This is a genomic window from Anaerospora hongkongensis (genome assembly GCF_004339805.1).
In the GTDB taxonomy this organism is placed as follows: Bacteria; Bacillota; Negativicutes; order Sporomusales; family DSM-15969; genus Anaerospora; species Anaerospora hongkongensis.
The window spans coordinates 1-16,103 of sequence record NZ_SLUI01000029.1; the positions used below are offsets into that span (position 1 = coordinate 1).

A 16,103-nucleotide genomic window follows, 5' to 3' on the forward strand; every position below is an offset into this window, starting at 1 on the left:
TTACCTGAAGGCGTAGAAATGTGCATGCCTGGAGACAACATCCAGATGACGATCGCACTGATTACTCCGATCGCTATCGAAGAAGGTCTGCGTTTTGCTATCCGTGAAGGCGGCCGTACTGTTGGCGCTGGTGTTGTAACTTCTGTAATTAAGTAAGAAAAAGATGTGTATAATCGTTTCCAGAAATGGGAATGTATAATAAGCAGGGGGCAAACCCCTGTTTATTCTTTATCTTAGCACAGGGATTTTGTGTAAAAATAAAATGCCCGGGTGCGTGGGCTATTGACATAGCAGGATAATATATGCTAAATTATATTAGCGATATTACGCAAGCTTGTCATATATATCGGTGAGTCTTGTGATTTTTAGGGGTAAGTGAGGTGTAACGGATGCGCAACGCGGTAACACTGGCCTGCACAGATTGCAAACAACGCAATTATCAGACCAATAAAAACAAGAAAAATGATCCTGACAGATTGGAATTTAACAAATACTGCAAGTTTTGCAAAAAACATACTTTACACAAAGAAACGAAATAACGTATAATTGTGCCTGTATTGACATAAGCAGGAGCTTGAGTAATCCCAAGCATGGGGTGTAGTTGGTAGAAGAGCGGTTTTAATTAACCGGTATGTCGTTGCTTCAGATACTGCTAACCCTATCATGTGGAAGTTATACAGATTAGCAGTCACGACGGGGATGTGAGGAAATGGCAGCCCAAGAAACGGCTATTCAAACCAATATGCCGCGGTGGAAGAAATTTTTTCGTGAAGTCAGAGCTGAATTGAAAAAGGTCACCTGGCCGACCAAGAATGAACTTATTTCCTATACGGGAATTGTTTTTATTTCTGTCGTTATAGTGGCTGTGCTGATTTGGGTTATTGATGCTGCTCTGGCAAAAGTGCTTGCACTAATCATTAAATAGGCTAAGGGGGTAGGGGAACGCAGTCGATGCGTCCCTTAAGGCGAATGGAATCTGAGAAAAAATGGTATGTCATCCACACGTATTCCGGTTATGAAAACAAGGTAAAGGCGAATCTTGAGAAGAAAGTTCATTCCATGCAAATGGAGAATGAAATCTTCCGGATCCTTGTGCCGATGGAAGATGAAGTGGAGATAAAAGACGGCAAAAAGAAGGTTGCCAAGCGTAAGATTTTCCCGGGTTATGTGCTTGTGGAAATGAATGTTAATGACAGGTCGTGGTATGTAGTCCGTAACACACCTGGTGTAACCGGTTTTGTTGGCTCAGGTACCAAGCCGATCCCGCTTACTGCCGCCGAAGTTAAACAAATTCTGAAGTCGCAAGGTGTGGAAGAAGTAGCCAAGCCCAAAGTTGACATGAAAGTTGGAGAACAGGTTCGGATAACTTCGGGAGCATTTGAGAATTGGTCCGGTGCAGTAACGGAAATTCATGCAGACCGTGGTAAGCTGAAAGTTCTTGTGAACCTTTTCGGTCGCGAAACACCAGTAGAGTTAGATTTTTCTCAAGTTGAGAAAGCTCTCTAATATAACTTTAGTTATGAATAACTTAAGTTAAGCGATACTGTTAAGTATCGTTCCACGTGGGAGGGTGTAAGCCCGTAAACCACATTTTCATTGTAAGGAGGTGTAACTAACAAATGGCTAAAAAAGTTGTAAAAATGGTAAAGTTACAGTGTCCTGCTGGTAAAGCAACTCCGGCACCTCCGGTCGGCCCTGCGCTCGGTCAGGCTGGTGTTAACATTATGGCCTTCGTAAAGGAGTTCAATGAAAGAACGGCTTCGCAAGCTGGATTGATCATTCCGGTAGAAATTACCGTTTTCGAAGATAGATCATTCACTTTCGTTACCAAAACTCCCCCGGCAGCCGTACTGCTCAAAAAAGCAGCTGGTATTGAGACTGCATCCGGAGAGCCTAATAAGAAAAAAGTTGCTAAGGTTTCCCGTACAAAAGTACGCGAAATTGCTGAAAGCAAAATGCAAGACCTTAACGCTGCCAGCGTTGAAGCAGCTATGCGCATGATTGAGGGCACTGCCCGCAGCATGGGTATCGACATCGTAGACTAGTAACAAGCTAAACTCTTAGTTTCTAGGCTACGTTGCTGTTCAAAACGCGGCAGATGCTAGGAACTCCGAGGACATGAACGGAGGCGTACTGAAAGTACGGTGATGTGAATGCCCGCAGCGGGTGACAACGCAGATGGCGTGTTTTCAACAGCAACACAACGGTGGGAGGGGTATCTTTCCCGTTATAACCACAAAGGAGGAATTTTTAAATGGCAACACATGGCAAAAAATATGCCGAAGCATTTAAACTGGTAGAAAAAGACAAGTTTTATGATCCTGAAGAAGCGATTGAACTTGCCAAAAAAACTGCTAGTGCTAAATTTGATGAAACCGTAGAAGTCGCTTTTCGTTTAGGCGTTGATCCTAAGCATGCCGACCAGCAAGTGCGGGGAGCTGTTGTTCTTCCACATGGTACTGGTAAAACCAAGCGCGTATTGGTTTTTGCCAAAGGTGAAAAAGCAAAAGAAGCTGAAGTTGCCGGTGCCGATTTTGTAGGCGCTGAAGACTTGGTAACCAAAATTCAAGGCGGCTGGGCTGAATTTGATGTAGCAGTAGCTACCCCTGATATGATGGGTTTGGTTGGCCGTTTAGGTAAAATCCTTGGTCCTAAAGGTTTAATGCCTAACCCTAAAGTTGGCACTGTAACTCTTGATGTGACCCGGGCGATTAATGAAATTAAAGCTGGTAAGATTGAATATCGTACCGATAAAGCGGGCAATATTCATGCACCGATCGGTAAAGTATCCTTCGACAGCGAGAAGCTGCTTCAAAACTTCCGCACGATTGTAGATACTTTGCTGAAAGTAAAACCAGCTGCAGCTAAGGGCCAATACATGCGTAGCATTACGCTGAGCACCACTATGGGTCCTGGCGTAAAGGTGAATGTCCTCAAAGCTCCCGGCAAAAAAGAGTAGTAACTGAATAAGTTGTTTACTTGGCTATAGACAGCAGGTATGATAATGGACTTTTAGTCCGCCTGCCGAGGCCGGGGTTTTGTTGCGATAGGTGATATTATATTGCCGATTAGCGACCTCCGGACGTTCTAACGCCGTGAGGTCGCTTTTTAATTTGCCGTAACCCTATAAAGGAGGTGGAATAATGGCTGTAACAGTCGAAAAACAAACAGTAGTTGCCGGCATGAAAGAAAAGCTCGCTGCAACGAAAGGCGCTGTATTGATTAACTACCGTGGCCTAACCGTAGCTCAAGATACGAAGCTGCGTCGCAAATTCCGTGAAGCCGGAGTTGAGTACAAGGTAGTAAAAAATACTCTTACCCGTATTGCTGCTAATGAAATTGGTATTGCAGGCCTTGATTCTTATTTGGAAGGCCCAACTGCAATGGCATTTTCAGCAACTGATCCTGTTGCTCCGGCGAAAATAATCTCTGACTTCATCAAAGAAAGCAAACTTCAAAATATTGAAGTTAAAGCTGGTTTGGTAGAAGGCAAGGTTATCACCGCTGACGGCGTTAAAGCTCTGGCTAACCTGCCGCCGCGCGAAGTGCTTATTGCACAAGTACTGGCTGGTTTCCAAAGCCCAATCGTCGGTATCGTCAATGTACTTCAAGGCACTATCCGCAATGCGGTTTATGTGCTTGAAGCGATCCGCAAACAAAAAGAAAGCGCATAAGTCGCTTGCCGGATAGCGGCCCGTCTGCGTTTGCTGCATACGGACCACTCTCAACAACCTAAGCTTGATCTCACATTATAAATTAAATTTAAAAGAAAGTTTTGGAGGTTTTTTAAAATGACTAAAGAACAAATTATGGAAGCCATTGAACAAATGACAGTTCTCGAACTGTCCGAGCTGGTAAAAGCTCTTGAAGAAAAATTCGGTGTATCCGCTGCTGCTCCTGTAGCTGCTGTTGCTGCTGCTCCTGCTGCTGCTGCTGCTGTTGAAGAACAAACTGAATTCGACGTTATTCTTACCAACCCTGGCGCTGGTAAAATCAACGTAATCAAAGTTGTTCGCGAATTGACTGGCTTGGGTCTGAAAGAAGCAAAAGAGCTTGTTGACGGCGCTCCTAAACCTGTTAAAGAAAAAGTTTCTAAAGCTGACGCTGAAGCTATTAAAGCTAAGCTTGTTGAAGCTGGCGCATCTGTTGACGTTAAATAATTGTCAACAAAGAAAAAGGGTACCTGCGCTTTGCAGGTACCCTTTTTTCTATCTATCAATGTAATCCGTTCTGGCTATTTTCATTCTTAACATTGTTTTACTGCTCTGGATAATATTCCTTGACATACCAGCACTTATATGATAACATTTCTAAATGCGACATATTATCTGCTTGTAGCTTTTTTATGCAGGATATGTATAAAATTTCGATTGGCAGGAAATAGTAAAATAATGGAGGATGAAACACCATTTCATTCGGATTGAAAAAAGCAAGGTCCTCACGGAAACTGAAGAGACTTGCTTCTTTTCGTATTTGTCAGACAGGACAACATATCGCTGTCTGCCTGACATGACTATTCTAATTATATATAATTAGCTGTAGTTTTATGTGACGCCATGTCAGCTAAAATAGGCTAAGGGGTGAAGGATGTAGATGTTCAATCCTGTTCCGGTAGGCAAAAGAATCAGGTACAGTTATGCAAAGATTAACGAAGTACTGGACATGCCGAATCTTATTGAACTGCAAAAAAATTCCTATAATTGGTTTCTTAAGGAAGGCCTGCAGGAAATATTCCGTGATATTTCTCCCATTCAGGACTTTACAGGGAATTTAGTTCTTTCCTTTGAAAATTTCACTTTAGGAGAACCTAAATATCACGTTGAGGAGTGTAAAGAGAGAGACGTTACATATTCTGCCCCCTTGCGTGTAAATGTTCGCCTAATTAACCGTGAAACGGGTGAAATTAAAGAGCAAGAAGTATTTATGGGTGATTTCCCACTCATGACTACAAACGGCACATTTATTATTAATGGAGCTGAACGGGTTATTGTAAGTCAGCTTGTTCGCTCGCCCGGCGTATATTATGGAGAAACCATTGATACTACCGGTAAAAAATTGTATAATGCCACGGTTATCCCTAACCGCGGTGCCTGGCTTGAACTGGAAACCGATGCGAATGATGTCATTTCAGTTCGCGTGGACCGGACGAGGAAACTGCCGGTCACCGTATTAATACGGGCATTAGGCTGGGCCTCTAATGGTTCTATCTTAGAGTTATTCTATGATGATACCCGTGTTCGTGCTACTTTGGAAAGAGATAGTACCGATTCCAAAGAAGAAGCGCTGGTTGAAATTTATAAGCGTCTGCGTCCGGGTGAACCCCCGACAGTAGAAAACGCTACCCAATTGCTGGAATCCCTCTTCTTCGATCCTAAACGCTATGATCTGGCTACTGTGGGCCGGTATAAGCTAACAAAAAAACTGGGCTGGAAACGGCGCCTTATGGGAAAAACGCTTCATCAGCCGCTTGTTGACACCACCACCGGCGAGATCATCGTAGCAGACGGAACTGTGCTTGATGAGAAGGCTTTGCTTCGCATTGAAGAGAGCGGTATATTTGCTCAACCTGGCTTGGTTGAGGTTATTATTCGACAAAAAGACGGCAGTCCGATAAAAGTTACTTGCAATGCGGCCCTGCCCTATACTCATCGCACGATCACCCGGGAAGATATTATGGCTTCCATCAGTTATTTGCTTAACTTAATGGACGGTCATGGACATACAGATGATATTGACCATTTAGGCAACCGCCGTCTGCGCTCTGTTGGGGAATTGCTGCAAAACCAATTCCGTATTGGTCTCTCCCGCATGGAGAGAGTGGTAAAAGAACGCATGACCATCCAAGACATTGATGTTATAACACCGCAGGCGTTGATTAACATCCGTCCTGTTGTGGCTGCAATAAAAGAATTTTTTGGTTCCAGTCAGTTATCGCAATTTATGGACCAAACCAATCCGCTGGCAGAATTGACCCACAAACGCCGTCTAAGTGCGTTGGGACCAGGTGGTCTCAGCAGAGAGCGGGCCGGCTTTGAAGTTCGTGACGTTCACCATTCTCACTATGGACGGATGTGCCCGATCGAGACGCCAGAAGGTCCAAACATTGGTTTGATTGGTTCGTTGTCAACCTTTGCCCGCGTTAATGAATTCGGCTTCATTGAAACACCCTATCGTAAAGTCGACAAGTATAATAAAAAGGTCAGCGAAGAAGTGTATTATGTTACAGCTGACGAAGAAGATGAAATGATCATTGCCCAGGCGAATGAGGCACTGACCGATGATGGCTGGTTTAAAGAGGCCCGTGTTACCGTCCGGTATAAGCATGACATCTTGAACGTGCCGCCTGAACAGGTTGACTACATGGACGTTTCACCGAAACAGGTAGTATCCATAGCAACGGCGATGATTCCCTTCCTTGAAAATGATGATGCCAACCGTGCGTTGATGGGAGCGAACATGCAGCGGCAGGCTGTTCCGCTGTTGCGCACGCAGGCACCTCTTGTCGGAACAGGTATGGAATATAAGGCGGCCCGCGACTCGGGAGTTGTAATTCTTGCCAAGAATGCAGGCCGGGTAGAGCGCGTCAGTGCAACGGAAATTCATATTCGTACAGACAACGGCGGCCTTGATAGTTATAAGATGCTCAAATATATTCGATCTAATCAGGGAACATGTATCAATCAAAAACCGATTGTTTACAAGAATGAGCGCATCGAAAAAGGCCAGGTATTAGCGGATGGTCCTTCGACTGACCGGGGAGAACTGGCACTGGGCTTTAACGTTCTGGTTGCTTTTATGCCTTGGGAAGGCTATAACTACGAAGATGCTATTTTGCTTAGTGAAAAACTGGTTAAAGAAGACGTGTTTACGTCCATTCATATCGAAGAATACGAATGTGATGCACGTGATACGAAATTGGGCCCAGAAGAAATCACCCGTGATATTCCCAATGTGGCGGAAGATGTACTGCGCGATCTTGATGACCGCGGCATCATTCGTATCGGGGCAGAAGTACGGCCTGGGGATATACTTGTTGGCAAAGTAACACCGAAGGGTGAAACTGAGCTGACGGCAGAAGAGCGGCTATTAAGAGCAATCTTTGGTGAAAAAGCGCGGGAAGTCCGCGATACTTCGCTGAGAGTACCTCATGGTGAAGCTGGTAAGATCGTTGACGTAAAAGTCTTTAGCCGTGAGAACGGTGACGAGTTACCACCTGGCGTAAACCAACTGGTACGTGTCTATATCGCCCAAAAGAGAAAAATTTCCGAAGGCGACAAAATGGCAGGCCGTCATGGTAATAAAGGTGTTGTTTCCCGCATTATGCGTCAGGAAGATATGCCGTTCATGCCTGATGGCACACCGGTGCAAATTGTATTAAATCCACTGGGCGTTCCGTCCCGTATGAATATAGGGCAGGTACTGGAAACCCACTTGGGCTGGGCTGCTTCCGCCTTGGGAATGCAAATCCAGAATAAAGATCCGGAAGTTGAAAACCGGTTAAAGATGTTTAATTACAACTTCGACAAAAACGGCATGCCTGAACCGGATATTGCCGGGATTCATCTGGCTACGCCGGTATTTGACGGAGCAAGAGAACACGAGGTTTTCCATACATTAGAGGCTGCCGGGCTGCCGGCAGACGGCAAAACAGTATTGTACGACGGCCGTACCGGTGAACCAATGGATAATCGCGTAACCGTCGGTTACGTTTATATGCTGAAACTGGCGCACTTAGTTGACGATAAAATCCATGCCCGTTCTACTGGTCCGTACTCACTGGTTACACAGCAGCCACTGGGCGGTAAAGCTCAGTTTGGCGGTCAGCGTTTTGGTGAGATGGAAGTTTGGGCCCTGGAAGCGTACGGTGCTGCTTATACATTGCAGGAATTGTTAACAGTTAAATCTGACGATGTAGTAGGCCGTGTTAAAACGTACGAAGCTATCGTGAAGGGTGAGAATGTACCAGAGCCGGGAGTACCTGAGTCCTTTAAAGTTCTCATTAAAGAATTGCAGAGTATAGGGCTTGATGTTAAGGTACTTACAGAGGATGCGCAAGAAATCCTTATTCGTGAGTCTGATGAAGATATTCATGAGACAGCAAAAGAACTTGAACTCAGCCTGGGTGGCGAAGAAGCTCGCCCGTCACCGCATGAACGAACACGCACTGAGCTTGAATCCGACATGGTGGATGAACTGGAAAGCGGCGACAACCTAGAGCCATTGGAAGAGGAATTGGACATAATCGCTGAGATTGGTGATATGGACAATGACAAGTTTGATGCAGCTGAGTCTGAACTTGATTCGGACGAAGAATTTGTCCCTGCTCGCCTGAAAGCTGGCGCTAAGAAAAACAAGCTGAAAGACGGCTTGCAGAAAAAGATCAATCCTCGTGAATATTTAGATGACCTGGAAGACGACTTCGAGTAAAGAAGGGAGCGATAACTCCTTGTTGGACGTAAATAATTTTGATTCCATGCGCATTGGCATAGCATCACCGGAACAGATCCGTAAGTGGTCTCACGGTGAAGTAAGAAAACCGGAAACAATTAATTACCGTACTTTAAAACCGGAAAGAGAAGGCTTGTTCTGCGAAAAGATCTTCGGGCCGACTCGTGACTGGGAATGTCATTGCGGCAAATACAAACGCATCCGCTACAAGGGGATTGTTTGTGACCGCTGCGGTGTTGAAGTTACCCGCTCTAAAGTAAGACGCGACCGAATGGGCCATATTGAATTGGCCGCACCGGTTTCTCATATCTGGTATTTCAAGGGAATACCCAGCAGAATGGGGTTAATACTGGATATCTCCCCCCGTTCACTGGAAAAAGTGCTTTATTTTGCTTCCTATATTGTTCTTGACCCAGGCGATACCCCGCTGATGAAAAAACAGCTGCTCACAGAGAGCGAATATCGGGATTATCGTGATAAATATGGCAGCGCCTTTAAGGTTGGTATGGGTGCTGAGGCCATTAAAAAGTTGCTGGAAGAACTTGATCTTGAAAAAATGAGCCGCGAATTGCGGCAGGAACTGCGTGAAGTCAGCGGCCAGCGTAAAATTCGCGCAATTCGCCGTCTCGAAGTCGTTGAGGCTTTTCGTAAGTCGGGCAACAATCCCCATTGGATGATCATGGATGTTGTCCCGGTCATCCCTCCCGAATTGCGCCCAATGGTGCAGCTGGATGGCGGCCGTTTTGCCACTTCTGACTTAAATGATCTATACCGCCGGGTTATTAACCGCAATAACCGCCTGAAACGTTTGCTTGACCTGGGAGCACCGGATATCATTGTCCGCAATGAAAAACGCATGCTCCAGGAAGCCGTCGATGCGCTGATCGATAATGGACGCCGCGGCCGGCCTGTTACAGGCCCAGGCAATAGGCCTCTGAAATCACTTTCCGATATGCTGAAGGGTAAACAAGGACGCTTCCGCCAGAATCTACTGGGTAAGCGTGTTGACTACTCGGGCCGTTCGGTTATCGTTGTTGGTCCTGAACTCAAATTACATCAATGCGGCTTGCCGAAAGAAATGGCGCTCGAATTGTTTAAGCCATTTGTTATGAAAAAACTGGTTAATGCCGGTCATGCTCATAATATCAAAAGTGCCAAGCGAATGGTGGAACGGGTGCGCCCTGAGGTATGGGATGTCCTGGAGGAAGTTATTAAAGAACATCCAGTACTGTTAAACCGTGCACCGACGTTGCATCGTCTTGGTATTCAGGCTTTCGAACCGGTATTGTCGGAAGGCAGAGCGATAAAGATTCATCCGCTCGTGTGTACGGCGTACAATGCCGACTTCGACGGAGACCAAATGGCCTGCCACGTTCCGCTGTCCGCTGAAGCGCAGGCAGAGGCCCGCGTACTAATGCTTTCTGCTCATAATATCTTATCAACCAAAGATGGTAAGCCGGTGGCAACACCTACCCAGGATATGGTTCTAGGTGCGTATTATTTGACCATTGTTAAGCCTGGCGCTTTGGGTGAAGGTAAGATTTTTACCAACTATGATGAGGTAATGCTTGCTTACCACCACAGTGAACTTGCCTTGCAGGCGCCGATGAAAGTTCGGATTCCCGGCTATGGCCTTGTCAACACGACAGCCGGCCGCTTAATCTTCAACGAAGCGCTGCCCCAGGAACTGCGTTCCTACTCGCAAAAAGATGGGGAATGGCATTTAGGAATTCTGATGGATAAGAAACAACTGGGTAAACTGGTTGCCGATTCTTATCGCCGTTTTGGCAATTCCCAGACAGCCGAAGTACTTGACCGGGTTAAGACACTGGGCTTCTCGTTTGCCCGCCGTGCGGGTATGACCATTGCTATTGCCGATATAAAAGTGCCTGAAGCTAAAAAAGACATATTAGCTCGCACTGATGGTCAGGTAGAAATGATCGAAAAGCAATATCGCCGCGGTTTGATTACCGAAGACGAACGCTATAAAAAGACAATTGATTTGTGGACCAAAGCTACCAATGAAGTTACGCAGGCGATGATGGATAATCTTGATCCATTCAATCCGGTTTACATGATGGCAAACTCCGGTGCCCGTGGTAATATTCAACAGATTCGTCAGCTGGCTGGTATGCGTGGTCTTATGGCTGATCCATCAGGCCGTATTATTGACTTGCCAATCAAAGCAAACTTCCGTGAAGGCTTAACGGTACTGGATTACTTTACGTCGACACATGGTGCCCGTAAAGGTCTGGCTGATACGGCTCTCCGTACTGCCGACTCCGGATATCTCACCCGCCGTCTCGTTGATGTGGCGCAGGATGTTATTGTTCGTGAAGAAGACTGCGATGTGGTCGGTATCAACCTTGTGCGGGAAAGAGCACGGCTTGCTAAATCCAGCAGCAGTGCGATTACCCTGCTGCGTGATACTTTAATTGGCCGCGTACTTGGTCAGGATATAACTGATCCTGCCACTGGGGAAACGCTGATCGTAATGGATACGATTTTAGGCGACAACCATTTGAAACTTATTGGCGATCATAATGTTCCGTCAATAGTAGTGCGTGGTTCATCAACAGCTACGGCTGAAGATGTGAACAGCTCTGCCGAAAGCGAAACCATTATGCTCGGTGAACCGGAAGAAAAAGTCCGCACAGTGCTTAAAGATGCCATGTTCCGTGAAATGCTTGGCAAAAACACGGTTGACAGTGTGAAAAACAGTGACGGCGAAGAATTGGTTCCGCCCAATACACCGCTTGCTGAAGAGCACATTGAAGCAATTCTGTCCAGTGATGTATTGGAAGTCCGGGTCCGGAACAATAATATCAGAGGCATTGAAGTAGAAGCGATTATTGAAGGCAGTGGTGTGATCGAGCCTCTGCGCGACCGGATTATTGGACGTATTTCTGCTGAAGAAATTGTCGACCCCAAAACCGGCGAAGTCGTTGTTGCCTTGAATCAGGAAATCGATGAAGAAATGGCCGATCATATTGTTACCTTCAAAGATAAAGTTTCAATCCGTTCCGTACTTGTTTGCAAATCGCGGTACGGCGTCTGCATCAAATGCTACGGCCGCAACCTTGCAACCGGACATATGGTGGATGTTGGCGAGGCCGTCGGTATTATTGCTGCTCAATCTATCGGTGAGCCGGGTACTCAGCTTACCATGCGTACGTTCCATACCGGCGGTGTAGCTGGTGACGACATTACGCAAGGTTTGCCCCGTGTCGAAGAATTGTTTGAAGCACGCAAACCGAAACGGCAAGCTCTCATTACCGAAATTGAAGGTACTGTAGAGGTTAAAGAGATAAAAGGTATTCGTAAAGTAACCGTCACTCCGCAAAGTGGTGAAGAACGGGTTTACCAAATCCCCTACGGCGCAAGACTGATCGTCAGAGACGGCCAGGTGCTGCAGGCTGGTGACCGTTTAACGGAGGGCTCAGTTAATCCACATGATATTCTTCGCGTGCAGGGTCTTAAAGAAACACAGCGCTATCTTGTATATGAAGTGCAAAAAGTTTACAAGTCCCAGGGTGTTGAAATTAATGATAAGCACATCGAAGTCATGGTGCGTCAGATGATGCACAAAGTCAAGGTAGAGGAACCGGGTGATACCGCGTTACTGCCGGGCGAATATATTGATATCAATACCTTTGAGGAAGAAAATGCACAGGCAATTGAAAAGGATGGCGAACCATCTGTTGCCCGTCCTACCTTGCTTGGTATTACAAAAGCTTCTTTGGCTACGGATTCGTTCCTGTCGGCGGCATCCTTCCAGGAAACAACACGGGTACTTACCGAAGCCGCTATTAAAGGGAAAATTGATCCATTGCTCGGTCTCAAAGAAAATGTTATTATCGGCAAGCTCGTTCCTGCCGGTACCGGCATGAGCAGATACCGTAACATTAAGCTGAAAAAGTTCATGGAAACTGCTAACCCGAATTAATAAAAAATAGGGCACTTGGCATTTGGCTGCAATATAGCCAGGGCTAAGTGCCCTTTTTTATGCAAAACTTGTATTTTACATTTGCATATGATACACTAGGAACCGTGGTCAAGAAAATAGGCGAAAATGCTGGAATTGCTGTTGACATTTGCGTGGTGCCAGTGGTAAAATATTAAAGTGCCTGCGAGAAAAAATATTTTTTTGTAATACAAGGGAGTGGGTCTGATGACGATAGACACACTAAAAGCAGCCAAAAAGGCAATTGGTGCCAAGCAAACAGTGAAATCTGTTGAACGAGGCCAAGTAGAGATTGTTTTTCTGGCAAGTGATGCCGAAAATCGGGTAGTTCAGCCCATTCGCGAATTATGCAGTAAAAAGAATATTGAGGTACAAGAAACACTGACAATGCAGGAACTAGGGCAAGCTTGCAGCATTGCAGTGGGGGCTGCGGCTGTAGCTGTACTTAAGTAAGCAAACTGAGGACAAGCGTGGTAATGTTTTGCCTTAAGGTCAATGCCTAAAGGTGAAATTAATTATAAATACCAACTGTAGAGGAAGGAGGTGCACATATGCCAACAATTAACCAGTTAGTGCGTAAAGGAAGAGAAGTGATTGAGCAAAAATCCACAGCGCCAGCTTTGAAAGAAAGCCCGCAAAAACGTGGTGTTTGCACTAGAGTATATACAACTACTCCAAAAAAACCGAACTCCGCGCTGCGTAAAGTTGCCCGCGTACGGTTGACTAACGGTATTGAAGTAACTGCGTACATTCCTGGTATCGGTCATAACTTGCAGGAGCATTCTGTTGTTTTAATCAGAGGCGGCAGGGTAAAAGACCTTCCAGGTGTTCGCTATCACATCATCCGTGGTGCGCTTGACACTGCCGGTGTACAAAAACGTGCGCAAGGCAGATCGAAGTATGGCACTAAAAGAGCCAAGAAGAAATAAGCGTGCCAGCTAATCGGCAAGATTTCGGATGAAGGAGGGAAACAAATGCCAAGAAAAGGGCCTGTAACTAAACGTGACGTGTTGCCAGATCCGGTTTATAACTCAAAGTTGGTAACTCGTTTTATCAATAAAATCATGTATGATGGCAAAAAAGGTGTTGCAGAAACAATCGTATATGATGCATTTGATATTATCCGGTCGAAAACCGGTAAAGATCCGTTAGAAGTATTTGAGGCTGCGCTGAAAAATGCTATGCCTGTTTTAGAAGTTCGCGCTCGCCGCGTTGGTGGTGCTAACTACCAAGTACCGGTTGAAGTTCGTGCAGACCGTCGTTTATCGCTCGGTATCCGCTGGATGGTGAATTATGCCAGACTGCGCGGTGAAAAAACCATGCATGAAAGACTAGCTGCTGAATTGCTTGATGCATCGAACGGCACTGGTGCTACTATTAAGAAAAAAGATGATACCCACAAAATGGCTGAAGCTAATAAAGCTTTCGCGCATTATCGGTGGTAATAGCGGGACTACACAATTTGTAGTCCCAGTATAAGGAGTGAAGATAGTGGCCAGAAAGTTTCCTCTTACTAAGACGCGAAACATAGGCATCATGGCACACATTGACGCCGGCAAGACCACTACAACAGAACGCATACTTTTCTATACCGGCAGGGTGCATAAGATTGGTGAAGTGCATGATGGTGCTGCTACGATGGACTGGATGGTGCAGGAACAAGAACGGGGTATTACTATTACCTCGGCGGCCACAACATGTCAGTGGGATGGGCATCGTATCAATATTATCGACACACCTGGGCACGTGGACTTCACTGTCGAGGTAGAGCGTTCGTTGCGAGTACTTGATGGCTCGGTTGCGGTATTCTGCGCTAAAGGCGGCGTTGAGCCTCAATCGGAAACGGTATGGCGTCAAGCTGACCGTTATGGCGTTCCTCGGATGGCCTATGTAAACAAAATGGATATGATCGGTGCGGATTTCTATCGTGTTGTAGACATGATGAAAACCCGGCTGGGTGCCAATGCGGTGCCAATTCAGCTGCCGATCGGCTCCGAAGATGTTTTCAAAGGAATCATCGACCTGGTGGAAATGAAAGCCATGATTTACACCGATGACCTTGGAAAAACCAGTGAAGCTACTGAGATTCCTGAAGACTTGAAAGAACAGGCTGAATTATATCGCCAGAACATGCTTGATGCCATTGCGGAAAGCGACGATGAACTGATGATGAAATATCTCGAAGGTGAAGAACTCACTGTAGAGGAAATCAAAGCAGGAATTCGTAAAGCTACAATCGCCTGCAAGCTTACTCCGATGTTGTGCGGCTCTTCTTACAAGAATAAAGGCGTACAGCCGCTGCTGGACGCTGTTGTGGCTTATATGCCTGCTCCGACTGATATTCCTGCGATTAAGGGTGTTAACCCCGATAGTGGCGAGGAAGATTCACGGGCGGCAGATGACAGCCTGCCGTTCTCGGCGCTGGCATTTAAAATTATGGCTGACCCTTATGTCGGCAAATTGGCTTTCTTCCGGGTGTACTCAGGTAATTTGAGCTCAGGCTCATATGTGTACAACTCGACTAAAGGCAAAAAGGAACGGATTGGCCGTATCCTGCAAATGCATGCTAATCACCGCGAAGAGATTGAAACCGTCTACACAGGCGATATCGCTGCTGCGGTTGGTTTGAAAGATACAACCACAGGTGATACGCTTTGCGACGATAAATCAACCATCATTCTTGAGTCGATGGTCTTCCCCGAACCGGTTATCTCGGTAGCCGTTGAGCCGAAAACCAAAGCGGACCAAGAAAAAATGGGTATTGCTCTTCAACGTCTGGCAGAAGAAGATCCTACCTTCCGGATGCACACTGACCAAGAAACTGGACAGACTATCATATCCGGTATGGGCGAGCTGCATTTGGAAATAATCGTTGACCGGATGCTTCGTGAATTCAAAGTGGAATGCAATGTTGGCAAACCGCAGGTTGCTTATCGCGAAACAATCCGTAAATCGGTTAAAGCCGAAGGCAAATTTGTCCGTCAGTCCGGCGGCCGCGGCCAATATGGTCATTGCTGGCTGGAACTTACCCCGCTTGAGCCTGGTCAAGGATTTATCTTTGAAAACAAGACAGTGGGCGGTTCGATTCCGAGAGAATTTATCAACCCGATTGAAGCCGGCGTAAAAGAAGCAATGGATACTGGCGTTTCGGCCGGTTATCCGATGGTAGATATCAAGGTTACTGTCTTTGACGGTTCGTACCATGATGTTGACTCCTCGGAAATGGCCTTTAAAATTGCTGCATCCATGGGCTTCAAAGAAGGTGCCAGAAAAGCTACCCCAGTCTTGCTTGAACCGTATGAAAAAGTGGAAATCACCGTTCCGGAAGAGTACATGGGCGACGTCATCGGCGATATTAACTCTCGCCGCGGACGGATAGAAGGTATGGAGTCCCGCTCGGGCGCTCAAACCATTCGTGCATTCGTACCGCTTTCCGAAATGTTCGGATATGCCACAGACCTTCGTTCACGGACGCAAGGCCGCGGTAACTACTCGATGGAATTCGATCACTACGAAGAAGTGCCGAAAAACATCGCTGAAACCATAATCGCCAAAGTAAAAGGCGCTTAAATTTAGCATTAGGGAGGCAAAAACAAATGGCAAAGAAAAAGTTTGAAAGAAACAAGCCACACGTAAACATTGGAACAATCGGTCACGTTGACCATGGTAAAACATCGTTGACAGCCGCTAT

Annotated in this window: 15 protein-coding genes; all 15 read left to right on the top strand. The window is 46.1% G+C overall.

Annotated elements, in window-relative coordinates; all coding sequences use genetic code 11:
- Positions 1-156 (top strand): EF-Tu C-terminal domain-related protein (locus EV210_RS22285; RefSeq protein ID WP_481158097.1); only part of this gene is annotated, 156 nt, incomplete at its 5' end.
- 233 nt (positions 157-389) lie between these two features.
- Positions 390-539: a 50S ribosomal protein L33 gene (gene rpmG, locus EV210_RS22290; protein WP_007937822.1), complete on the top strand. Its 150-nt coding sequence runs from the start codon at positions 390-392 to the stop codon at positions 537-539.
- A 170-nt stretch (positions 540-709) separates the two neighbouring features.
- Entirely contained in the window at positions 710-925 is a 216-nt protein-coding gene (gene secE / locus EV210_RS22295; RefSeq protein WP_132083803.1) for a preprotein translocase subunit SecE, read from the top strand.
- Positions 926-969: 44 nt separating this feature from the next.
- A complete protein-coding gene (gene nusG / locus EV210_RS22300) occupies positions 970-1,506 on the top strand; it encodes a transcription termination/antitermination protein NusG (protein ID WP_132083825.1) in 537 nt (178 codons plus the stop codon).
- Positions 1,507-1,619: 113 nt separating this feature from the next.
- Positions 1,620-2,045, top strand: coding sequence for a 50S ribosomal protein L11 (gene rplK / locus EV210_RS22305; protein WP_132083805.1), 426 nt, complete (start codon positions 1,620-1,622; stop codon positions 2,043-2,045).
- A gap of 209 nt (positions 2,046-2,254) precedes the next feature.
- Positions 2,255-2,959, top strand: a complete 705-nt coding sequence (gene rplA, locus EV210_RS22310) for a 50S ribosomal protein L1 (protein ID WP_132083807.1) — start codon at positions 2,255-2,257, stop codon at positions 2,957-2,959.
- A 184-nt stretch (positions 2,960-3,143) separates the two neighbouring features.
- The gene (gene rplJ, locus EV210_RS22315; protein WP_132083809.1) at positions 3,144-3,674 is read left to right on the top strand and encodes a 50S ribosomal protein L10; all 531 of its coding nucleotides are present in this window, start codon (positions 3,144-3,146) and stop codon (positions 3,672-3,674) included.
- A gap of 117 nt (positions 3,675-3,791) precedes the next feature.
- A complete protein-coding gene (rplL, locus tag EV210_RS22320) occupies positions 3,792-4,160 on the top strand; it encodes a 50S ribosomal protein L7/L12 (protein WP_132083811.1) in 369 nt (122 codons plus the stop codon).
- Between the two features lie 433 nt (positions 4,161-4,593).
- Positions 4,594-8,427, top strand: a complete 3,834-nt coding sequence (gene rpoB, locus EV210_RS22325; RefSeq protein ID WP_132083813.1) for a DNA-directed RNA polymerase subunit beta — start codon at positions 4,594-4,596, stop codon at positions 8,425-8,427.
- 19 nt (positions 8,428-8,446) lie between these two features.
- Positions 8,447-12,394, top strand: coding sequence for a DNA-directed RNA polymerase subunit beta' (rpoC, locus tag EV210_RS22330; RefSeq protein ID WP_132083815.1), 3,948 nt, complete (start codon positions 8,447-8,449; stop codon positions 12,392-12,394).
- A 225-nt stretch (positions 12,395-12,619) separates the two neighbouring features.
- Positions 12,620-12,865, top strand: a complete 246-nt coding sequence (locus EV210_RS22335; RefSeq protein WP_132083817.1) for a L7Ae/L30e/S12e/Gadd45 family ribosomal protein — start codon at positions 12,620-12,622, stop codon at positions 12,863-12,865.
- Between the two features lie 98 nt (positions 12,866-12,963).
- Positions 12,964-13,341: a 30S ribosomal protein S12 gene (gene rpsL / locus EV210_RS22340; RefSeq protein ID WP_132083819.1), complete on the top strand. Its 378-nt coding sequence runs from the start codon at positions 12,964-12,966 to the stop codon at positions 13,339-13,341.
- A gap of 45 nt (positions 13,342-13,386) precedes the next feature.
- Positions 13,387-13,857, top strand: a complete 471-nt coding sequence (gene rpsG, locus EV210_RS22345) for a 30S ribosomal protein S7 (protein ID WP_132083821.1) — start codon at positions 13,387-13,389, stop codon at positions 13,855-13,857.
- A gap of 46 nt (positions 13,858-13,903) precedes the next feature.
- A complete protein-coding gene (fusA, locus tag EV210_RS22350) occupies positions 13,904-15,982 on the top strand; it encodes an elongation factor G (RefSeq protein WP_132083823.1) in 2,079 nt (692 codons plus the stop codon).
- A 26-nt stretch (positions 15,983-16,008) separates the two neighbouring features.
- Positions 16,009-16,103, top strand: a 95-nt coding sequence (locus EV210_RS22355; RefSeq protein WP_037591671.1) for a GTP-binding protein, incomplete at its 3' end; no start/stop codon positions are given.